Origin of the sequence: Acinetobacter sp. USHLN143 (assembly GCF_037145695.1) — a bacterium.
Classification (GTDB): Bacteria; Pseudomonadota; Gammaproteobacteria; order Pseudomonadales; family Moraxellaceae; genus Acinetobacter; species Acinetobacter fasciculus.
Map to the genome: position 1 here is coordinate 1 of NZ_JBBCWZ010000002.1, position 22,267 is coordinate 22,267.

The 22,267-nt window shown below is 43.7% G+C and carries 16 protein-coding genes and 4 pseudogenes; 13 read left to right on the top strand and 7 right to left on the bottom strand.

Annotation, left to right across the window (positions count from 1 at the left end; translation table 11 throughout):
• A pseudogene (locus WFH18_RS00960) lies at nt 1-84 on the top strand (IS1 family transposase); the annotation flags it as partial.
• Between the two features lie 27 nt (nt 85-111).
• Here WFH18_RS00960 and WFH18_RS00965 read toward each other — a convergent pair.
• The 4 genes and pseudogenes from WFH18_RS00965 to yccS form a co-directional block, all read right to left on the bottom strand.
• A pseudogene (locus tag WFH18_RS00965) lies at nt 112-603 on the bottom strand (YdcF family protein); the annotation flags it as partial.
• 98 nt (nt 604-701) lie between these two features.
• Nucleotides 702-3,284 carry a PepSY domain-containing protein gene (locus WFH18_RS00970; RefSeq protein ID WP_004280698.1) on the bottom strand — a complete coding sequence of 861 codons (2,583 nt, stop codon included), beginning with the start codon at nt 3,282-3,284 and terminating at the stop codon, nt 702-704.
• A 169-nt stretch (nt 3,285-3,453) separates the two neighbouring features.
• Nucleotides 3,454-4,014, bottom strand: coding sequence for a YcxB family protein (locus WFH18_RS00975; protein WP_004280696.1), 561 nt, complete (start codon nt 4,012-4,014; stop codon nt 3,454-3,456).
• 85 nt (nt 4,015-4,099) lie between these two features.
• Entirely contained in the window at nt 4,100-6,274 is a 2,175-nt protein-coding gene (gene yccS / locus WFH18_RS00980) for a YccS family putative transporter (protein ID WP_005104042.1), read from the bottom strand.
• Nucleotides 6,275-6,412: 138 nt separating this feature from the next.
• Between yccS and WFH18_RS00985 the strand changes: the two genes are divergently transcribed.
• Nucleotides 6,413-7,630 (top strand): multidrug effflux MFS transporter, encoded by a 1,218-nt coding sequence (locus tag WFH18_RS00985; protein ID WP_262458207.1) that lies wholly within the window; start codon nt 6,413-6,415, stop codon nt 7,628-7,630.
• Nucleotides 7,631-7,706: 76 nt separating this feature from the next.
• Here the strand turns inward: WFH18_RS00985 and WFH18_RS00990 are convergent, their stop codons facing one another.
• Nucleotides 7,707-8,414: a nitroreductase gene (locus WFH18_RS00990; RefSeq protein WP_005104039.1), complete on the bottom strand. Its 708-nt coding sequence runs from the start codon at nt 8,412-8,414 to the stop codon at nt 7,707-7,709.
• A 902-nt stretch (nt 8,415-9,316) separates the two neighbouring features.
• Here WFH18_RS00990 and gltS point away from each other — a divergent pair.
• Together gltS and WFH18_RS01000 are read left to right on the top strand one after the other, a co-directional pair.
• Nucleotides 9,317-10,555 carry a sodium/glutamate symporter gene (gene gltS / locus WFH18_RS00995; RefSeq protein WP_005104038.1) on the top strand — a complete coding sequence of 413 codons (1,239 nt, stop codon included), beginning with the start codon at nt 9,317-9,319 and terminating at the stop codon, nt 10,553-10,555.
• A gap of 45 nt (nt 10,556-10,600) precedes the next feature.
• Nucleotides 10,601-12,076, top strand: coding sequence for an alanine/glycine:cation symporter family protein (locus WFH18_RS01000; protein WP_005252633.1), 1,476 nt, complete (start codon nt 10,601-10,603; stop codon nt 12,074-12,076).
• 55 nt (nt 12,077-12,131) lie between these two features.
• Here WFH18_RS01000 and chrA read toward each other — a convergent pair whose 3' ends face one another.
• Nucleotides 12,132-13,337, bottom strand: coding sequence for a chromate efflux transporter (chrA, locus tag WFH18_RS01005; RefSeq protein WP_005252631.1), 1,206 nt, complete (start codon nt 13,335-13,337; stop codon nt 12,132-12,134).
• A gap of 124 nt (nt 13,338-13,461) precedes the next feature.
• On the opposite strand from chrA, the gene WFH18_RS01010 reads away from it, so the two are divergent.
• The 9 genes and pseudogenes from WFH18_RS01010 to WFH18_RS01050 all read left to right on the top strand — a co-directional run bounded on the left by WFH18_RS01010 (nt 13,462) and on the right by WFH18_RS01050 (nt 20,337).
• A complete protein-coding gene (locus tag WFH18_RS01010) occupies nt 13,462-14,466 on the top strand; it encodes a patatin-like phospholipase family protein (RefSeq protein ID WP_004645821.1) in 1,005 nt (334 codons plus the stop codon).
• A gap of 285 nt (nt 14,467-14,751) precedes the next feature.
• The gene (locus WFH18_RS01015; RefSeq protein WP_000669095.1) at nt 14,752-15,156 is read left to right on the top strand and encodes a transposase family protein; all 405 of its coding nucleotides are present in this window, start codon (nt 14,752-14,754) and stop codon (nt 15,154-15,156) included.
• Nucleotides 15,157-15,193: 37 nt separating this feature from the next.
• Nucleotides 15,194-15,586 (top strand): annotated as a pseudogene (locus WFH18_RS01020) (transposase family protein); the annotation flags it as partial.
• Between the two features lie 171 nt (nt 15,587-15,757).
• Nucleotides 15,758-15,934 carry a hypothetical protein gene (locus WFH18_RS01025; protein ID WP_005263564.1) on the top strand — a complete coding sequence of 59 codons (177 nt, stop codon included), beginning with the start codon at nt 15,758-15,760 and terminating at the stop codon, nt 15,932-15,934.
• A 287-nt stretch (nt 15,935-16,221) separates the two neighbouring features.
• A complete protein-coding gene (locus WFH18_RS01030) occupies nt 16,222-16,743 on the top strand; it encodes an acyl-CoA thioesterase (RefSeq protein WP_004280680.1) in 522 nt (173 codons plus the stop codon).
• 150 nt (nt 16,744-16,893) lie between these two features.
• Nucleotides 16,894-17,457, top strand: coding sequence for a TetR/AcrR family transcriptional regulator (locus WFH18_RS01035; protein WP_164542732.1), 564 nt, complete (start codon nt 16,894-16,896; stop codon nt 17,455-17,457).
• 40 nt (nt 17,458-17,497) lie between these two features.
• A complete protein-coding gene (locus tag WFH18_RS01040) occupies nt 17,498-18,697 on the top strand; it encodes an MFS transporter (RefSeq protein WP_164542734.1) in 1,200 nt (399 codons plus the stop codon).
• Between the two features lies 1 nt (nt 18,698).
• A pseudogene (locus tag WFH18_RS01045) lies at nt 18,699-19,591 on the top strand (LysR substrate-binding domain-containing protein).
• Between the two features lie 131 nt (nt 19,592-19,722).
• Nucleotides 19,723-20,337, top strand: coding sequence for a glutathione S-transferase family protein (locus WFH18_RS01050; RefSeq protein WP_005104031.1), 615 nt, complete (start codon nt 19,723-19,725; stop codon nt 20,335-20,337).
• 81 nt (nt 20,338-20,418) lie between these two features.
• On the opposite strand, the gene WFH18_RS01055 is transcribed toward WFH18_RS01050, so the two are convergent.
• Nucleotides 20,419-22,023: a bifunctional 3-(3-hydroxy-phenyl)propionate/3-hydroxycinnamic acid hydroxylase gene (locus WFH18_RS01055; RefSeq protein ID WP_005104029.1), complete on the bottom strand. Its 1,605-nt coding sequence runs from the start codon at nt 22,021-22,023 to the stop codon at nt 20,419-20,421.
• Between the last annotated feature and the right edge of the window lie 244 nt (nt 22,024-22,267).

The window sequence follows — 22,267 nt, forward strand, 5'->3', positions numbered from 1 at the left end:
AGCTGCAACTTCTCCAAAAAGCTTGAAAATCATTTCAAAGCCTTTGATTTAGTGTTCTTTTATATCAATAATGGATTCGTTTAATGCCAGCATACTTTTTGAAACACCACCCGTGTAGATATAACTTTGCATGACTTCAGCTTCGCTCTGTCTCTCCCGGAAATTTCGTCCACCGGTCATAATGATTAAAGTATTTGGATATCGTTCTGCATATTTTGCTGCGGTATCCAGACGATTTTTTAAGATGGGTGAGGGCTGACCCTGATTAATGCCACTGCCTAATACTAAAATCGCTGCAGCAGGTCGTGCCGGAATATTCGGGTTGATTGACATCTGGATATAAACAAAGAAAGCCGCGACACTGATTATCCAGAATAAAAATCCGCCCCAGAGACTGTTCCAGAACAAGGTTCTGAATCGGGAATTCTGTTTCCAGCGCTGAATAGATGAAAAAAATAAGGCGGACAGGATGAGTGCCACCCCAATGAAGATCGACAGGGCAATAGCAAAATGCCTCTGACCTTGGCTCAGTAACCAGACGCTATTGATACATAGGATCAAGCCAGAGATCAGGCTAAGACTTCGTTTAAGTTGATTGAGCATCCAGGGTTCCTTTTTTCTTATTCATATTCTTATTATTGCTTTTGCATCTTCAATAAAAACCGGGCCATTGAGCCCGGTTTTTAGCATATCAGGTTATCTTAATATACATCACGGCGATAACGTCCATCCAGGCGTAATTGATCTAGCATTGTTTCACCGAGAATCTCGGTCAGGGCCTGATCCACATCGCTGGCCATACCATTGATGCTACCGCAGACATAAATCACTGCACCTTGAGCAATCCAGGCTTTCAGTTCTTCAGCCTGTTCACGCAATTTGTGATGTACATAGACTTTTTCCTGCTGGTCGCGAGAAAACGCAAGATCGAGACGTTTCAGGGTTCCCATTTGCAGCCAGGCCTGAATGGTTTCTTCAAAGAAGAAGTCATGTTCACGCTGACGTTCACCAAAGATTAGCCAGTTCTGGCTATAGTCCTGACGGTTACGCGCACTGAGCAGACTTAATAATCCCGCAATCCCGGTACCATTACCAATACAGATAATCGGGCGGTTGTCATCAATCAGGTGGAAAGACTCATTGCTGCGAATACGCAGTGCAATGGGTGCATTAAGCGCTGAATGTTGAGTCAACCAGCCGGAACCCAGACCGAGATTACCATTCGTGTCGGTTTGCTGACGTACCACCAGACGCAAAACCTGCTGGCTTGGAATGCTGGCAATCGAGTATTCACGTGTTGCCAAAGCCGGTAATTGCGTGAGGAGCTGATCCAGAGAATCAAAAGGTTCAGCTTGAGTCAGATCACGATCCCAGAGTGCCTGTTCAATGCTTTGATGCAGAGATGGGACCTCTGTACCCGCTGCAATCTGGTGCTTTTGCATAAATGCATGAATACGTTCTTGGCTATTCCCTGGTTGAACCTCGGCAATATCACCTGCTTGCCAGATGGCTTCATGTTCAGGGGTCAGTTCGATATTGAAGGCAGGCGCACCCAGACTACCTGGATTGAGGACTTCACGTTTACTCAGGTTCCAGTGATCAAAGGTCTTATCGATACTCATCGCTTGTAGCTCAAGTCGAGTGACTTGTGCCAGTGCAGTATTCCATTGCTGGATATGCTCGTTGTTGGCATTGTCGACTTCAATTGTATTGAATAGCTGCTGGGCACCATTCTGTTTTAACCACTGATCAATACGGTGACCAAAACTGCAATAGCTGTCTGGATATTCCTGAGAACCTAAGGCCAATACAGCATAACTTAAATGACTGAGATCAGCTTGAGCAGACAGGATTTTTTTCTCAAAAGAAGAAGCCAGATCCGGCGCTTCACCTGTGCCATAAGTACTGGCAACAAATAATACCTGTTCGGTTTGCTGTAAATCGGCAAGCGTCAGTTGCTGTACCGGCTTGACGGTTACCGGTTGGCGTGCTTCCTGTAGGGCAGTTGCTGTACGCCAAGCCAGTTGCTCAGAAACCCCTGTTTGTGAGGCATAAGCAATGAGCCACGGTTTGGCATTTTCATCGACGTTCACTGCAGTCGCACCCTGACGTGCTTCCAGCGTTAAGCGTTTTTGTTTGCGACGTTTCAGATAGAGCATCCAACCTGTCACAAAGAACAATGGCATCAACAAGGCTGCGACCATGACAAGGAACTGATAGATCGGGCCGAAGAAGCTGCCACGATGCACCGGTAACATGCTGCTCATGATCTTTTCATTGAGCTTTTTATCTTCATACAGCTCGACTTCGGTAAATTCAGCTGTCTGGTAATTATAAGTAGCACTGTTTCGTGCACGCTCATGTTGAGCGATCGGATCCACAAAGCTCAGCTGCATTTCGCCATCCGGTTTTTTTGGAAGGTTAAACGTTACGGTAGAATACTTATCTGAAAATTCAGTGTTAAAGCCAATCCAGCTCTGGTCTAGTGCACGGACAGTAGTTTCAGGGCTGAGACCTTCGCGTGCTTCACCTTCAGCACGTGGGCCACGTTCGCCGCCTGGATGTCCTTCACCACGGTTATTGCCGGCATTGGCCTGCATTTCCGGTTGCGGACGCTCTACACCCAGTACCTTAAACATGCCATTGCGCCACCAGTCATAAGACCAGTACAGGCCGGTACAGGCTAAAATCAGGTAAAAAATCACCACCCAGGTTCCCACAACAGCGTGCAGATCCCAGATAAAATTACGGCCTTTCAGCTGAGGTTTTACAAAGAACCATTGCTTGATCGAATGACGTTTCGGCCAGCGCAGGTATAGACCTGACAAGACAAAAAAGATCAGCATCAGGGTACAGGCACCGGTAATCTGTTTACCTACTGGACCAACCGTCAAATTACGATGCAGTTGCTGAATAAACTGGAAAAACTCCCGACCCTTAATCTCTGGTAAGACTTCCGCAGTATACGGGTTGATCATGATGTTCTGACCACGCCGTGCGCCTTCTTTAGCGACATTCACGGTACTCGAAGCACTTGGATCTTGTGCCACGGTAATACTGTTGATCTTCATGTCAGGCGCAGTACGGTTAAAGTGCTGATACAGCTCGGCAGGCGTGAGTTTGTCACGTTGCTGAACCTGAACCGTATAACTGTCGCTATTCATCCATTTTAATATTTGTTGTTCATAGGAATAGATTGCGCCAGTGACCCCCATTATCGAGAGGATTAAACCTGCTGTAATCCCCAGAAACCAGTGGATTTGGAAAAATGTCTTTTTAAACATGGTCGTCAGATTAAGGGTGAGATCTATAAAAGTGGCAAAATTATAACTGAAGTTTAAGCTCGAATTATAGGTGTTGAGGATAATATTTATTCTCATTATCATTTATTGTTTTGAGATTAAAAAAACCTCCATGCCGGGACAGGAGGTTTTTCACTGAAGAAAGAACAGTTTAGATTTGTTTTGCTGCGCCGACTTCTGCTTCAAGATGCTTGCGAATCGTGGCGAAAGAGAAGTTTTTGCTGTCCAGACGTTTCGGCAGGATATATGCACCTTGCTGGCCTTTTACCTTGAAATTGACCAACATGAATTCTGGTGTGTTGTACCATTCATAGATGTCTTTCCAGCTAATCGCCCCAACACCTTCTTGCATGCCCATTTTCTGACGCATCACGATGCCATGTGGTTGTACGCCCAGGCGAACACCTTTGATTTCCTGTACCGGAAATTCATTCATCTTGCGTTTAACATACCATTCCAGACCAAAGGTACGTATCAGGTAATACAACACCACACAGACAATGGCCACCCAGCAGAACACGGTAGAATAGTTCTTCAGGAGCAGAATGCCCAGAATAGAAAGTGCAACAACAGCACCCATGATCAGCCATGCTTTCATGCCAATTTTATTGGTACTACGCCAGATCACCAGCTGAGCATGACGCTGCTCGGCTTCTGAAATTTCATAGTTCACAGGCTGGAGGGTATAAGCGTATAAATTTTTCGCGGTCATAGTGAAATTAGCAGATTTTAAACTGTAAAAAGTTTAGCACTAATTGTACCAATTCAGTGAGTATATTGTTCCAAAATCAGCCAAATTATAATGAACCTAATTCAGTTGCCTGTTCATCACGCTCATGACTCAAACTTTGTTTCAGTTGACTCAACTGCTTTAAAATGCTGAACATTAAAGACAGCTGCTGCAAAATGATCAGGGATTTCTGATCTTGCTCCTGATCTTGAGCCAAGCGCTGTCGAATATGGGGAATCATATTTTGCGCACTTAAATCGGGCATTTCATCTCGTAACAATGCACCACGAATGTTCTCGAGAGCTTTGTCCAGTAAATTCAGAATGTCCTGATCTTCAATTTTTTCCCGGTGTGCGCCCAGTGCAGCAATATAACTGATAAAAGTATGGTTCAGACAAAGGAACTCAAAGGCTAGCGATTTTTGTACCGGATCAATATCCGGTTCAGTGGCCAATGTCGAAATCAGTGAGGCTACCTCGGCATCGGTATTATGAGCAGCACGGCGCACAATCCGATATTTCAGGCCGTTATTACGTCCTGACTTATACTGCTCGATCACTTCGCTCAAATAATCCGCTTCTGCTTGCAAGCTGCGTTTGATACTTCGAGGCAAACGCCGGAACTTCCAGTCCGGGAAAATAAAGCTGACGCCGAACCAGGCAATCGCACAGCCAATCAAGGTGTCGATCATACGCGGGATGGCCGCGGCATAGCCCATACCATCCAGATTGAAGTTGATCAGCGCTAAAATCGTAATAAAGGCTGTGGCCTGTGCATACTGTTTACTGCGTAATTCAAAGAATAGAATCCCGCTCAATACCAGAAGTAATAATTGTCCTTCGATGGAAGGCACAAAATACAGAATGGCATAACCGAGAATAATACCGACCAACGTACCGACAATACGCAGACGTAAACGCCGTTTGGTGGCGTTAAAGTTCGGCTGGCTGACAAAGAGTGCCGTTAATAAAATCCAGTAACCATATTCAATATTGCTGACCTGTACGAAGATATAGCTGATCAGCAGCACAATCGACAGGCGAATGGCATGCCGGAACAGTACCGACTCGGGTGTCAAATGCTGCTTAATCCGAATCTTGATATCATCCCAGCCTTTCAGGTCATCATCTCTGAGCTGGTTTTCGATATGTTTGAAACGCTCGGATTTGATACTTTGCTCGGTTTCCAGGTTGCGTAACTGGGCATCAATCGATTTCAGGTTTTGAAACAACGCAAACAGGGCGCTAATCCAGACCTGATCATACTGCTGCTCCTGACGTAACTTATCCAGAGACTGTCTCAGGTTGTCAAAGGTATGCTTAAAGCGCTGGTTATGCACATAGGGTTTGCGCATTAGCAAACTTTCACTCAGGTCCTTACAGGCTTTGCCCTGAATTGACATAATGCGCTGGAAGCGGAACAGGATATCGCTATGCTGGAAAATCTTGGCCAGTTTCTGATAATCAATATGCGCTGAATCGGCACGTTCATGAATATCCTGCGCCACAAAATAATATTGCAGGCTGCGACGGGTATCTTTTTGCCCACGGTCGCCTTTCAGGCGAGTCAAAAGGGCAGTTTTCATTTCATTAAAAATCGCAATCAGTTTGCCATTTTCCAGCGAGAGTTCAATCATGCTTTGTTGATAGCTTTTCGGGGTCATGTCCACATCAAACAGATTGGACTTGGCATATAAAAAGTCACCGAGCGCAGAATAGGAAATGGCAAGCTTGTCTTGCGCCAACCGGGCAGGGAAGATCAGGAAACTGAGGGTCGACAGCAGACCGTACCACATCGCGCCGATGACCAATAAACCAGCCTGTTTATACCATTCATCAAACAGCTCTACCCCGAGCATGGAATAAACGGAAATCACCAGACAGCCGTAAGAAATCGTGGCATAGCGTCGCCCTAGTGAACCCAGCAAAATCAGGGCAATACAGGACACAATTAAGGCCAAGGCAAACAGCAGGGGATAAGGAAAAAGCAGATATACGCCTACTGCCGTAATAAAGAAGCCAATGTAGGTGTAGAGCAGATTTAAAATCCGCACCGAAAAGCGGTCATCAATATCGCTTAAACCGGCTGCGACCACACCTAAAGTCAGTGGAATCGTCATCAATTGTTGTCCCATAAAATAGGGAACAAAGGCGGTACCTGCAAATGCCGTCATCATGCGCAGGTTATACATCAAAGTCGTATTATAGGTGGTTTGCTTGAGACGAGTGAGCCAAGATTTCAAAGGTCATCCTTTATACTGCAGTCTTAGAGCTGAATCTGAATAGGCTAATGAAAATAGTATATTTATAAATCTTCATTTCAGGCTAAATCATACTATGCACTGTGTTAATTTGTCTGCATATTAGCGCTTTAAATCTTCATGCTTATGACAACAAATAAAATAGTACAACAACCTTATGCCATGTCCTGGATTGTGTTGCTGGCGACCTTAAGTGCACTCGGGCCTTTGTCCATTGATATGTATCTTTCGGCCTTACCGGCCATGGCAGCAGATTTTGGTGTCAGTACCCAAATGGTTTCCAATAGCCTGCCAGCTTATTTCTTCGGTCTGGCGATCGGACAACTGATTTATGGTCCGATCAGTGACCGGATTGGGCGTAAACCGCCACTATATTTTGGGCTATGCTTATACATTGTGGCAAGTTTGCTGTGTGTTTTTGCGCAGGATGAATGGAGCCTGATCGCTGCACGGATTCTGCAAGCTCTCGGTGGCTGTGTCGGGGTGGTCATGGCACGCGCTGCAATTCGTGATCGTCTGGATATGCATTCAGCAGCTCAGGCCTTTGCCAGCATGATGATTGTGACCGCAATTGCGCCAATCATTGCTCCAAGCTTGGGGGCTTGGGTATTGATGTTTTATGAATGGAACGTGATCTTCTTGGTGTTGATGGGCTGCGGTCTGTTGAGTCTGGCCTGTTTACACTTTCTTTTTAAAGAAACCCTGGAGCTAGAACGCCGTTTCAAGCTGAACTTTCAACAGGTTATAAGTTTGTACCGGTGCATTTTTCAGGATCCAAGCTTTCGACGTCCGCTCTATGCCGGCTGTTTTTCCGGTGCGGTGATGTTCTGTTATATCAGCGCTTCTTCGGCCATTCTGATGGATCGTTATCAACTGACCGAGCAGCAGTTTGCGTATGCCTTTGGTGCCAATGCCTTCGGGATCATGCTGTTTTCGACCTTGAATAAACGTCTGGCTGGGCGTTTCTCGATATTGCAGCGTCTGAAAATTGGCACCTGTCTGCAGTTTGCCGGTGTATTAGGGTTAATCTTGCTCGGCTGTCTGGATGTCGATTCTGTGCTCTGGGTGTTGTTAGGCATGTTTATTGTGGTGGCAGCCCTTGGGTTTACTGGTCCGAATGCCATGGCTTTAGCAATGGCTAAACAGGGCGAGCGGGCAGGAACTGCAAGTGCCATTATGGGCAGTATGCAATTTGTCTGTGGTTTATTGGGCGGTGTATTACTGAATTTTCTGATCTGGCATGCTTTACTGAATATGGCATTGATCATGCTGGTTTTTGTCGGTATTTCTGCTTGGGCGATTTTTAAAATCAACATGCCCAGCCTAAAAAATGCATAGATGCTGGCTGCCTCTCAGATAATAAAAATACTGGTCTGGACAGAGGGCTAAGCAAGTTGGCTTAGCCCTGCTTGCATCACTCATCGATAAACACGGCAAATTCTTCTACGGGAACGCGCGGGGTAATAAAGCTGTTAATAATTTGCTCTGGGTCGGCATAACCCAGTGCCATACCGCAGACCAGCTCTTCATCATCGGGTGCGCCGACCAGATCAAGCACGATCGGGTGAAAGTGATTCCAGGCTGCCTGCGGGCAAGTGTCCAGACCGCGGGCTTTTGCTGCCAGCATAACATTCTGGATCATCATGGAAACATCCATTTTGGACCCAATCGCCAAAGACCGATGTACAGTAAAAAATAAGCCGACAGGGGCATCAAATAATTCAAAATTACGCAGCTGCTGACGCGCCATTTTTTCCTTTTCGCCTTTTTGAATATTCAGCAAGCCATATAAACCCCAGCCATTTTCACGACGACGTTCAATAAATGGCGAGATCCATTGTTCAGGATAGTAGGCGAAAGTTTCCTGATACTGCTGTGACAATGCAGGATTTGCATAGATTTGCATTTGTGCCTGACAGACACGTTGCACGAGTTCATCACGCTTTTTACCTGTTACCACATACACCTTCCAGGGTTGGGTATTGGTTCCTGAAGGTGCGCGGCTGGCCACCGCCAGAATCTCTTTTAAGGTGTCTGTACTAACGGGGGTATTTAAAAAAGCACGCACTGAATGGCGAGAAGTGATGGTGTGATCTACAGCATGAACAAGATTTTGATCCATTATGGGGTCCAGTCGAATATCCTTATTGAGTTTGCAATGACTATAAACTAAACAAACAGAACGGGGGATAGGAAAATTTAATTCTTCGCCAGCTGAAAAAACAATTTATCAGCAAAATGACTTGAATAATGAAATTTCGCATGCTTTTAGCTGAGCATAAATCGCCTCAGTGATAGCAATGGATTTAGTCATAAAGTTGGTCTTTGATTTAAAAAATGGCTTAAAACCCAAGTGCTTGAACCATTCAACAATAACAATTTCACACAGAGAACTGGTTTATTTTGACTGAAAATCAAGATAATTTAATTTCAAGATCCCTGTTTCATTTTGTGTCGAGTAAAAGATTAATATTTTTTTTGAATTAAAATATAGATTAATCTTCATATAAAAATGAGAATTTATAATTATTTTTTATAGGTAAATTAACTATTGCTAATAAAAAGAAATAAAACCTGATACGAAGAAACAGCATAATGTACGACTTTTCATCTTAATTCATGCATTTCGTGATTAAGATCTGTTTTAAATAACGCGATTCCAGATGGCTTGAATGAAGTCTTTAGGTTGAAAGCACTCATCAAGCACTGAATGTTTTTTTTGAGCTTAAAACACAGTTTTTTTACCAGCATGCGCATCTGTTTGAAAATTGTCTGCAATTTTACAACAGACTGAGTATCGGAATAGAAAAGGTGTTGCTTTTATAAATCTCTCATTTGTTGAATATGATCGTGATGATGATATTCATAAGTTTGAAAGAGATGATAAATCGGTTTGTTTTTCTAAAGGTGATAGATCAAATCAGGATATTTCCAGATGAACATCTAATGAGCGAGCTAGAAATCTAGCGCACTCCATAACTTTTAGAAAAATAAAAAATTCAAAATCATCTTGGGCAAAAAATTATGGATTTTACTTTTAACGCATTTTATACCTTGATTGCCGCAGTCATTGTTTTGTTACTCGGCCGATTCCTGGTTAATAAAATCGATTTTTTAAAGCGCTACAATATTCCTGAGCCGGTTGCAGGCGGTTTGGTTGCTGCGATTATCTCATTACTGGTGCATTCACTGTGGGGATACAGCATCACCACCAGTTCAGAGCTACAAACCAGTTTTATGCTGATCTTCTTTGCCTCGATCGGTCTGAGTGCCAACTTTTCCAAGTTGCGTGAAGGCGGTGTCGGTCTGGTAATTTTCCTGTTTGCTATATCGATTTTTATTGTTTTGCAAAATGCAGTCGGTATGAGTCTGGCAACACTGCTTGGTATTGACCCACTGATTGGCCTGATTGCAGGTTCAGTTACCTTAACCGGCGGTCATGGTACTGCGGGTGCATGGGGGGAGATTTTTGAAGTTGAACATGGCATTCAGGGTGCTTTGGCACTGGGTATGGCCAGTGCGACTTTCGGTCTGATCATCGGCGGGATCATTGGTGGACCTTTGGCCAAATTACTGATCAATCGTCATAACCTGGCTACTGCACGTACCGATCAGCAGATCGAAAAGCGTGACAATACACCAATGGATAGCACGACCAACGAATATGTACCGTTTGAATATCCGCATCAGGTGCGTTTAATTACCGCTGATAATGCAATCACGACCTTGGGCCTGTTCGCAGGCTGTTTGGCTTTTGCAGAGTTTATGACCGGTTTCAGTAAAGGTACTGCGTTTGAACTGCCAACATTTGTCTGGGCATTGGCGGGTGGTGTCATTCTGCGTAATGTACTGGAAGGTGTTTTCAAGGTTCAGATTTTCGATCGTGCGATTGATGTGTTCGGTAATGCTTCATTGTCGCTGTACTTGGCGATGGCATTGTTATCATTGAAATTATGGCAATTGGCTGACCTTGCAGGACCCCTGATGGTAATTCTGGGTGCGCAAACCATCACCATGGCTTTGTATGCAGCTTTCGTCACTTTCCGCCTCATGGGCAAAAACTATGATGCTGCAGTACTTGCAGCAGGTCATTGTGGTTTCGGTATGGGTGCAACGCCAACAGCGGTTGCCAATATGCAGGCGATTACCAATATGTATGGTGCATCGCATAAGGCCTTCCTGATTGTTCCATTATGTGGTGCGTTCTTTGTTGACTTAATCAATGCTACTGTTATTCAGATGATTTTGAAGTTTTTTGCATAATTTTTATGCCTGATACGATGAGTCATAGGCTCATAAGGATGTGACATGAATGATCAGTTAAATGAAACCTTACTCGGCTGGATTAATGCCCTGAATGGTCCTTTATGGGATTTTCTGGTGGTGTTTCTGGTCGCAGTCGGTATTTTCTACACGATCATGACCGGTGCAGTACAAATTCGTTTGTTCTGGCACAGCATGAAAGTCATGAAAAATAGCCGTGGCAAGGTTCAGGATACGCACGGCATTACTCCGTTTCAGGCTTTTGTCACCGGATTGGCAAGCCGGGTTGGTGTGGGCAATGTCGCAGGTGTTGCCATTGCGATTGCGATTGGTGGCCCCGGTGCCGTGTTCTGGATGTGGTTTACTGCCTTTTTGGGTATGAGTTCTGCTTTTGTTGAATCCTCTTTGGCACAGTTGTTTAAGGTGCGAGATAACAAAAACCAGCAATTCCGTGGTGGTCCAGCTTATTACATTACTCAAGGCCTGAAACAGAAATGGCTCGGGATTGTCTTTGCGATTGCATTGATCACGACTTATGGTTTTGTCTTCAATGCAGTTCAGGCCAATGCCATTACCGGAGCAACCTCTCATGCCTGGGGCTGGGATCAGGCGAACCTGATTCTGCCATTAGGCGGCCTGAATCTGGAAATTTCCTGGGTCGGATTGTTTCTGGTCTTGATGACTGCGGTGATCATTTTTGGCGGGATTAAACGGATTGCGAAAGTTGCGGAAAGCTTTGTGCCGTTTATGGCTGTGCTTTATCTGGCTGTGGCTTTGTATATTGCGGTCATCAATTACGATTTGCTCCCATCCATCTTCCAGCTCATTTTCAGTAAAGCCTTTGAATTTGAAGCCGCCGCTGGTGGATTCTTTGGCGCCATGGTATCTATGGCGATGATGATGGGCATCAAGCGTGGTCTGTTCTCTAACGAGGCAGGGATGGGTTCGGCACCGAATGCTGCTGCAGCTTCCGATGTCAAACATCCGGTCAACCAGGGTCTGGTACAGATGCTCGGAGTATTTGTAGATACCTTTGTGGTGTGTTCATGTACCGCGATTATTATTCTGGTTTCGGGTCTGTATGAAAATGCAGGATTTGAAGGCGTGACCTTGACCCAGATGGCGCTTGAAAGCCAGATTGGTGCTTGGGGTGATGACTTCCTGGCTTTGATTCTGTTCCTGTTTGCCTATTCTTCGATTATTGGTAACTATGCCTATGCCGAAGGAAACGTCCAGTTCATCAATAACAATAGCCGGGTGATGTTGATTTTCCGCTTATTTGTATTGGTCATGGTGTATTTCGGTTCTATCGCCAGTGTGCCATTGATCTGGAATATGGCAGATCTGTTCATGGGTGTCATGGCAAGCATCAACCTGATCGCAATCCTGTTGCTGATGCCATTCTTGCTGATGCTACTTCGCGACTATACTGGTCAGTTGAAGCGTGGTGTGAAAGAGCCTGAATTTAAACTGGATAACCATCCTAAATTTAAAGACAAGGTCAAATCAGATATCTGGTAAGACTTGAAGCAAAAAGCCCCGATCATTCGGGGCTTTTTTTGTGCCAAAGTTTTATTTAAAAGAAATTTAAATAACTTTGATAAAGCACAAAGCCTAAAATCAGGCTGAACCAGACCGGTAGTTTTGAGCGTAGCAGAGCAATCATCACCGCGACAAAGACCAGGTCGGAGCCATAACTAAAATAACGTTGTGAAAGATCCAGCAATAAATACAGTAATAGCCCCACTACCGCAGCATTGATGCCCATCACCGCCTGATGAATATGGCGCTGCTGCATCAACCATGACCAGTAAGGCAAGGTGGCAAAAATCAGAAAAAATGAAGGTAAAAATATTGTGCAGGTCGCTAGCACTGCATTCAGCCAGACATAAGGCGTCCAAGGCAGTAAAGCACCGATATAACTGGCAAAACTGAATAAAGGTCCCGGCATCAGTTGGGTAAAGGCATAGCCAAGATCAAAAGATTGCGCACTCACCAAACCGGTTGTGACAAAGTCCTGATGTAACAAAGGCAGAATCACATGACCGCCACCAAACACCAGCGAGCCAGTCTGATAGAAATTGGAAAAAAATTGCAGCTCCGATTCACCCCATAATTTGCCTGCTAAGGGCAGCAGCAAAAATGGCAAGATAAATGCTAGCAGCCAATAGGGTGCAGCGGCAGATCGAATATATGGCGAGCTGATTGCCGTTTTGTTAATTTCTTTGGGTTTCGAATCTGATTGGGAAAAATATCCAGCCAAGAGTCCACAGATTGCGCCCAGTATAATGACCAGAATCTGGTTAAAACTTACTGAAACGACTATCAGTAATGCGACAGAGAGGATTAAGACAGCGTATTGCCAAACCGTTTTACAGAAGCTTCTCAGCATTTGCCAGAATGCCCAGGCGATTACAGAAAATACAATTAACTGGATGGTATGAAAGCTGTTTGAGTTTAAAATATGAAAATAGCTTTGACCCAAGAGCGCCACCAAGGTCATCAGAATCATTGAGGGCAGGGTAAAACCCAACCATGCGATCACGGCACCAGTATAGCCCCGTTGCAGATAACCGATCGACAGTCCCACCTGACTGCTGCTCGGCCCGGGTAAAAGTTGCGCCAAAGCGACCAGTTGACTGTACTGGGTGTCATTCAACCATTGCAGTTGGGTCACAAATTTTCGGTGAAAAAACACCAGATGCGCCGCTGGACCACCAAATGAAATGCAGCCCAGTTGCAGGAAAATCAGGAAAATCCGATACAGTGAGATTGAAGACATACAGTTATGGGGAAAAATGAAGGTAAAGTAGCTGAACTGTATGACAGTTTTACGAAATTCTACAGACTATTTATGCATGTGTTTATACACTATGCTGCTTTAGATTAATGAGGACATTCTCTGCATGCAGAAATATGTGTTGAGTATGGTGATACTGGGTACATTTGGCCTAAGTGCTTGCCAAACGACCCCAATGACAGCGCAAGCGGCGACCAGTCATCTACAACCTGCTGCACAACGCGGAGAAGCTCAGGCACGTCCAAATCAAATTGATTTTCAAAAGATCAAGCAAACCCAACAGCGTCCGGTAGTTGCTTTAGTCCTAGGCAGTGGCGGTGCGCGTGGTTATGCGCATATTGGTGCGCTGGAAGTACTGGAACAGGCGGGTATTCAACCAGATTTTATTGTTGGAACTAGTGCGGGCAGTATTGTGGGCTCCATTTATGCAAGTGGCAAACCGGCGATTGAACTGCGCAATATTGCTCTCAGCATGCGACCGAATGATGTCCGTGATATCAAACTGGCCAGAAAAGGCTTTTTTGATGGCAAAAAAGTTGAGGACTATGTCAATTTGCAGGTCGATCAAACCCCGCTTGAAGCCATGAAAATCCCGATGTTTGTGGTAGCAACCGCGCTGAAAGAAGGCAAGAAAGTCGTCTTTAACTATGGCAATACCGGACAGGCGGTACGTGCTTCAGTCTCGATTCCGAGTATGTTCATTCCGACCATCATTCAAGGTAAAGAATATGTAGATGGTGGTCTAGTCAGTCCGGTGCCGGTCGATGTGGCACGTGAGTTGGGAGCCGACATTGTGATTGCGGTAGATATTCTGGCACAACCCATTCACACGGAAACCAGCAATGTCTGGGGACTGTTTAACCAGAACATCAATATTATGCAGCAACATCTGGCGCATGAAGAATTAAAGCATGCAGATGTGGTGATTCAGCCGGATTTACGCGAAAAAGGCCATATCTTTGATGTCCGTGGCAGGGAACTCACCATGCAGGCTGGTGCCGAGGCGACCCAGTTAAAGTTGATGGAAATTTCACAAGCCTACCAAAAACATGATTATGCTCAAGGACATCGCATTCCACAGTTTGTGGTACATGAACATCAAGCTCAATAAATCTTTTTTTTGAAATTTCTGTTTATCCCTATATCGCAGTATAGGGATATTCACTCAAAAGGATAACGGATCATCGGCTGTAACGCTTAACTGATTGTTATAAAAGATAAGATGATTGCCTATGTGTATCAGTCAGTCGGAATTATCGCAAAAGATAAAATTAATTTTAAATATAACAAATTGAATTATAAGTATATTAGACTTCCGTCATAAATCAAAAAACGTACAATTTATTTGATCTTAAATTAATCAGCAAAATTATTTAATTCAAGAGATAATCCTTGGATGAAATTCAAAGATATTCAAAAATTATCAAACGTTAAGTTTCGTAGGCTTACCGGTGTTAGTTGGGCTACATTTAACCTCATGTTGGCCGAGCTAAATAAGCATTTACCTCGTCATATTGGTAAAGGACGACCGCATAAATTACCGTTGGAAGATCGTTTGCTCTTATGTATAGAATATTGGAGAGAATATCGAACATTTTTCCATCTTGGTATGAGTTACGGTGTATCTGAAACGAGTGCAATTCGTATCACACGTGTTATTGAAGATACCTTAATCCGTTCTGGAAAATTTAACTTGCCAAAACAACTTCCTAATCGAGATGAAGTGGATTGGGAAGTTGTTGTGATTGATGCAACTGAAATATTAGTTCAACGTCCAAAAAAAACAGAAGAAATGGTATAGCGGTAAAAAAAAGCGACATACCTTTAAATTTCAGCTATCTATGCACTATACAACAGGTGAAATACTGAGTGTATGTGGAAGTCATGGAAGCATGCATGATTTTAAAATATTTAAAAAAAGTATGAGGAAATTAAAATTTAAGCCCTTTTTTATCGTTGATAAGGGGTATTTAGGGATAAAAAAATTGGGTTTTGGATACCTCATGCCATCTAAAGCAAAGAAAACTGAAAAATTAGATTCTGAATTAAAAAAGTTAAATAGAGAGATTGGTCGTAGACGAATTCAAGTAGAGCATGTATTTGGAAGGATGAAATGTTTTAAGATTTTATCTTGTGTATATAGAAATCGTCGTAAAAGATTAAACCTGCGGTTTAATTTACTTGCTGGCATATACAATTTAGATTGGGTGAAAGATAAACAATTAAATTGATTGAAAAATGATTTATGAAGGAAGTCTATTGTTTTAAATAATAAGCCTTATTCGTCTTAAATTAAAATTTTAATATTATTATTCGTATACTTAAGTTGATCAAATATTCAAAAGCATCGATGTTCATGCCAGAATGCAGTTTGAAAAGATCACTACACAGATGTAGACATCATGATGCATATTAAAATTGGACAGCAGGTCAAACTGGCACAATTCGAACACTATATTTTTACAGTGACCGCGACCCATCAGGATGGTTCTTTTACCGTTGAAACGACCTTGGATGGTCAACAAATTTTAAGTTATCAGAACCTGGCGCAGGAAATGCTCAGGCCAGTGATGCTTTAAATCACGCAGAGCCTTTTTATTTTCCTGAATTATTTTTGTTCAGCGCTTAAAACAGTGAAAAATTCTCAGTTGCTGTGTGATCAACCCCAGATAAATAAGTGTTGATTTATTGGCACTTAACTTTGTAACTGAGATTTTAAGCAATTAAATATATTTTTTTCTGTATGAATACATTTTCTATATCAATAATTGTGATGCTTCATTTGCCGAATTGAACATTTTATTCATGTTAAAAACGCTATAATAATAAACGATAACCTTGTCATTCAAAGAGTTCAAAGAAAACGATGGCCCCTTTAGATCAAATTGCAGCAGTGTCGGATGACCAGTCAGAGTTAACGATGTCAGTTCTCATGACGCCAGATATGGCAAATTTTTCAGGAAATGTTCATGGTGGAACCATTCTGAAATTATTGGATCAGGTGGCGTATGCGTGTGCAAGTCGCTATTCGGGTAGTTATGTCGTGACCTTATCTGTAGACAAGGTGAATTTTAAAGAGCCGATTCACGTTGGTGAGCTGGTTACCTTTCTGGCCAGTGTGAATCATGTTGGCCGTACTTCAATGGAAATCGGGATTCGTGTAGAAGCCCAGAATATTCAAAAGAGAACGGTACGTCATACCAATAGCTGTTATTTCACCATGGTTGCGGTGGATGAAAATGGTAAACCAAAACAGATTCCAGCTTTGAACCTGGACAATGACTGGAAACGTTGCCGTTTTGAAGCAGCAGAACAGCGTAAAGTCGCGCGTTTGCAAGAAAATCATCATCCTTCATGCAGCATTTATAAAAAGACTGCACAGAGTTAAGTTAAATCGTGATTGAGAAAAGACCTTCATATGAAGGTCTTTTTTTTGCATCAATTTCAGTTTTTCACTGGAGCTTTGTTATTTTTTACCCTAATATAAAACGATACGTATCGTTTCGATTTTTAGATCTTAAAAGTTAAGTAGAAAAATATGAGCAGTGACGAAAAAAGTTCCCGACGACAGCAGTGCATTTTACAGGCGGTCGCAGATGCGCTGGCAGAATGTGAATATCATCAGCTGACGATTGAAGATGTAGCGGCACGTGCCGGTGTTGGCAAGTCCACGATTTATCGATGGTGGAAACATAAATCGGAACTGGTGCTGTACACTTTCAAACAGCATACAGCTTCGGTATTTGAGCTGGATACCTCTAAAAGCCTGAAAAGCAATCTCATTCAACAACTCGGTTCTTTATCTCAAGCGCTGAATCATCCGGTCGGTCGGGCTTTGCTGGTAGTGATTGCCGATCACCGCGAACTGGCAGGTGAGTTCTTTCAGCAATATCTCTTGCCACGTCGGCAACAGACCCATCAACTGATTCAGCAAGCGATTGAACGGGGAGAAATCCGCGCTGATTATCCTTTTGATTTGATGCTGGATACCTTATACGGCCCGATTCATTACCAGATCATTTTTTTCAACCGGATTCCAGATGAACACTATATCCAGAATCTGGTCGAGTTGGCCTTGCATCCGGTCACTGTTCAAGCCTGAGTTTGTGCTATTTCCCTACAAATTTTAAGAGTTGGTGATTATGTCAGTTAGCGCTGAGCGGTTATGGAATCGCTCATTTATCTTGTGCTTATTCAATAATTTTTTCCTGTTTGTTTATTATTTTGCCTTACTGACCATCTTGCCGATTTACATCATGAAAGATCTGGGCGGTTCGGTAAATGAAGCGGGTCTGGCGCTGACGCTATTTTTGGCCTCTTCGATTGCGGTTCGGCCATTTTCCGGCATGATCATCGAAAAGCTCGGCAAGAAAATCTCGATGCGCGGTGCAGGCGTGATTTTTGCCTTATTTTCCTTTAGTTATTTGCTGGTAGATAGCATGTGGTCGCTGTTGCTGGTGCGTTTTTTACATGGTATCTGGTTCAGTATTCTGACCACGGTGGCAGTACCCGTCGCTAATGAATTTATTCCTGAACAGCGCAAAGGTGAGGGCATGGGCTATTTCGTCATGTCGACCAATCTGGGTGTGGTTTTTGGGCCCTTGCTGGCATTGACCGTAATTCAGTTCACCAGCTTCAAAGTCTTATTTGGCATTCTTGCCGTTATCATTTCTTTGGGGCTCATTTTCTGTTGGATGCTCAAAATCACAGAGTTACCAAAACCTGAAGCTATAAGCACAGAAAAAACCAGCTTGAGCTTGCAGGATATTCTGGAAGTCAAAGTTCTGGCGGTAAGTTTTGTGGCTTTACTAACCGCTTTTGCCTACTCGGGCATCATGAGTTTTATTACTGCATTTAGTGAAACCAAGCAGCTTTTGGGCTATACCAGCGTATTCTTTATTGTATTTGCAGCATCCATGTTGCTGGTCAGACCTTGGGTTGGAAAGATTTATGACCGTAAGGGACCCAGTGCGGTGATTTATCCTTCATTTATTTTCTTTGCCATTGGTCTGGTGATTGTCAGTCTGATTTCCAATCAATGGATATTATGGTTGTCGGCAGTGTTTATTGGCATCGGTTATGGTTCACTATTCCCATGTTTGCAGACCTTGGCCATTCAGTCGGTCGACAAACAGCGTATGGGACATGCGATTTCAACCTTCTTTACCCTGTTTGATCTGAGTTTAGCGATCGGTTCCGTGGCAATGGGAGTATTGATTGCCTATTGGGGCTTTGAAACTACTTATGTTTTGAGTGCCGCACTCGTCATTGTGACGATATTGGTTTATCGTCAGTATGTTGCCAAAAAGCAAAATAAGCGCCCGGCAAGTTTGGAGTTATAAAATGGAATTAAGGCATTTACGTTATTTCGTTACGGTGGCGCAGGAACTGAACTTTACCCGTGCCGCGGAAAAATTAAATACGGTACAGCCTTCATTGAGCCAGCAAATCAAGGATCTGGAACGTGAGGTTGGCGTACAGTTGCTAGAGCGGAATAACCGTAAGGTCGGGCTAACTGAAGCTGGACAGGCGTTTTAAAAGAAGCTTTACTGAGTCTTGAGCATGCAGAGCGCGCCATTCAGACTGCCAGACAGATCGCCAATGCGCAGCAGGACCAGCTGAATATCGGTTTTGTCCCGGTCGCGGAAATGAAAGTCTTTCCTTATATCATGCCGAATATCCGCGCGCATTTTCCTGAACTGAAAGCACAGTTTCACAGTCTGACCGATGCAGAACAGTTTAGTGCTTTAAGAAATGGACAGATTGACATTGCCTTTACCCGATATCCAGGGCAGTTGAGTGAGTTTGATTCGATCCGCATTTTTGATGAGCCTCTAACCCTGATCGTGCCGAAAGATTCCCCGGCTGCGGCCTTGTCCTATGTCAGTATCAAGAGTTTTGAAAATCAGGACTTTGTGATTAGTGGTGAGCAGTCCTCACCGCAACTGCATAAGCTGATTCAGGATTTTTTTAAACAGTCCAAATTAAAAGTGAATGTGGTGCAGTATTCCACCAATATTCTGCTCAATGTCAATCTGGTGGGAATGGGCGTGGGCTGGAGTCTGGTGCCAGCCTAAGTGATTCCACTGCTCGGCGATAATATTGTGGTGAAAAAGACCCTAGAACCGTTACCGATGATTGGACTGTATGCCAATTATCGCAAGGATCAAAAACATGTGGTGATTGATCTGATTTTGAAAGTATTAAAAGAAAAGTTTTGTGTGGATCTTTTTTAATATTTAAACCTTCAATCTGCCCATCTAAAAAGCCGTGCGACAGAAATGATCTGTAGCACATCCTTTTAAATCGGGACTGCAAATCACTTTATACTGAACCTCTAACAATAAAAACCGGTTGAAGCAGGATGATGAAGCTCTATAACAACCCACAATCACGTGGCTTGACCTTGTTGCCTTTGCTGAAAGAATTGCAGATTGAAGATCAGATTGAGCAGGTGGAAGTTGCCTATGAGCATATGCATCAGCAGGCGTATACACGGATCAATCCGATGGGAAAAGTTCCCTGTCTGGTGGATCAAGGCGTCATTATTTCAGAAATGGCCGCCATTTTTATCTATCTGGCAGATAAATATCGTGACAAAGGATTGGCACCTGCTTTGGATGATCCGAAGCGTGGGGCGTATTTAAAATGGATGTTTTTCTGTCATGGACCCTTCACCGAATATATCGATATAAAAAATTTGCAGGTGTCGCCAGAAAATATTGAAAAGAACCGGAGAAGTTTAAGTTTTGGGAATGAAGTAGCCGTATTTGATTTTCTGCAACAGGGCATCGGGCAGGCTAGTCCTTATCTGTTGGGTGAAAAAGTCTCGGCGGCGGATCTCTATGTGGCTTACTGTTTGATCTTCGCCATATCTGCGAAAATTTTACCGCCATTTGACGAGTTCAGGCCCTTCCTGCAGCAGATGGCTCGCCGTGATTCCCTGAAAGATATTCCGTGGTTTCAGGAATACCGAGTCTAATTCCTCGGTCTATATATTGTCCGGGATATCTAAAAACAATAAAAAAACCACGCCGAAGCGTGGTGAAAGGTGACCCTAATATTATTTCAGGTAAAGCTTTTTAAACAGTTGCTGGCTGGTGCTTTCCATCGATTGAGGAATGGCCAGGGCAGCCACGAAACGGTCAGGACGTAAGATCACAACGGATTCAGACGTGTTGCCAAACCACGAGCGGATATCTGTGCCGATATCACCAATAGTGATGACATCTTCATACTCTTTGCGCTGGTTATTTTGCAATTGCACCGCAGGAATTACCTGGATGAATTTCACGCCGAGCGATTTCCACTGTTGCAACGTCTCCGGACTAAGACCCCATTTCGGATCAACACCCCAGGCAATAATCGCAAAATCATTGCCGATCACTTCATCCAGTAATACGGTTTCACCCGAAGCCAGTTGAACTTGAGGCTGGATAAACATCTTACCGACTGGAGAGTTCTTGGCTCCGTTACTCAAAAGTGCGCCGTCATGATATTTTGGCATTGGCTTGAAACGCATTTCCAGCAGGTACTGTTTGATCGGCTTGATGTAGTTCAGGGCATAGGCAATACCATCACGAACAAAACCTTGCCATTTTTTCGGTGGTGCCAGTACGTGACCTGCCATCACCGACAGGTCAATCATCGCCTTGGCATGGTCTTTACGTTCGATCTGATACGAATCTAAAAGTGCTGGGCCAGCTTTGCCTTGAACAACCAGCGCCATTTTCCAGGCCAAGTTAAAGGCATCACGCATACCGCTGTTATAGCCCTGACCTTGCCATACCGGCATAATGTGCGCAGCATCACCGGCAAGCAAAATACGGTCGACACGGAACTTGTCCGCAATACGGGCATTATGAGTATAGACACGCTGACGGATCACTTCAATACCATCCGTGCTTGGTAACACCTTGGACAGAAGTTTGGCAATATTTTCCGGTTTGCTCAGTTCTTCCTGCGTTTCACCCGGCATAACCATAAATTCAAACCGGCGAATACCATGTGGCAATGCGGCTGATACATAAGGACGTACAGGATCACAACATAAGTAAATATGCGGTGTAGCCAGCGGGTCATTCTCAAGGTCGATCACGATCCATTGATTCGGTGCGGTTTCACCTTCAAAGGCAATGCCCAGGTTGCGGCGCACATAAGAATTACCGCCATCACAAGCAATCAGGTATTGAGCGCGGATGGTTTCTGCATCGCCCTCTTTATTTTGCAGGTTAAGTGTTACGCCGTCAGCATCTTGACTAAACTGGGTCAATTGACGAGAAAACAGCACTTGGGTGTTTTTATATTGCTTTAAGCCTTGCAGCAGAACGTTATCGACTTGTGGCTGAATAAAGGCATTACGGCGCGAGAAACCAAACTCACGTGTTAAAGGTTGAATATCAGCAAAACAGCGACCTTTAGGCGTTAAGAAGCGCATCGCATGATTCGGGGTGGTATGCGGTAAGACTTGATCGACTAAACCCAAAGATTGAATGGTACGCAAGGATTCATCATCGATTCCAATCGCACGTGGATAATCAATCAAACTATCCAGTTGCTCGACAATCGTGACAGCTACGCCTTGCTTGCTCAGATAGTTGGCAATGGTTAAGCCGACAGGGCCGGCGCCGAGAATTGCCACTTCAGTAGTGTAATTAGTATTGCTCATAGCGAATGTCCATTCAATCGACTTGCATTTGATGCTATTAAGGGACAGTGAGAAGCCAGAAACAAGTTAGGCGATAGTAGCTGAAGTATATGGATAATATTGGATTGAAATGGGTTTTTTTTAAATAAGAAATTGATTTTAAATATAAAAATAATAAAAGCTTAATAGCCAGTATTAATTCTATGATCAGTTTTGACTATGGTGATAAATGGATTTTGCGCAATAAAAATGCTGAACCAGCATC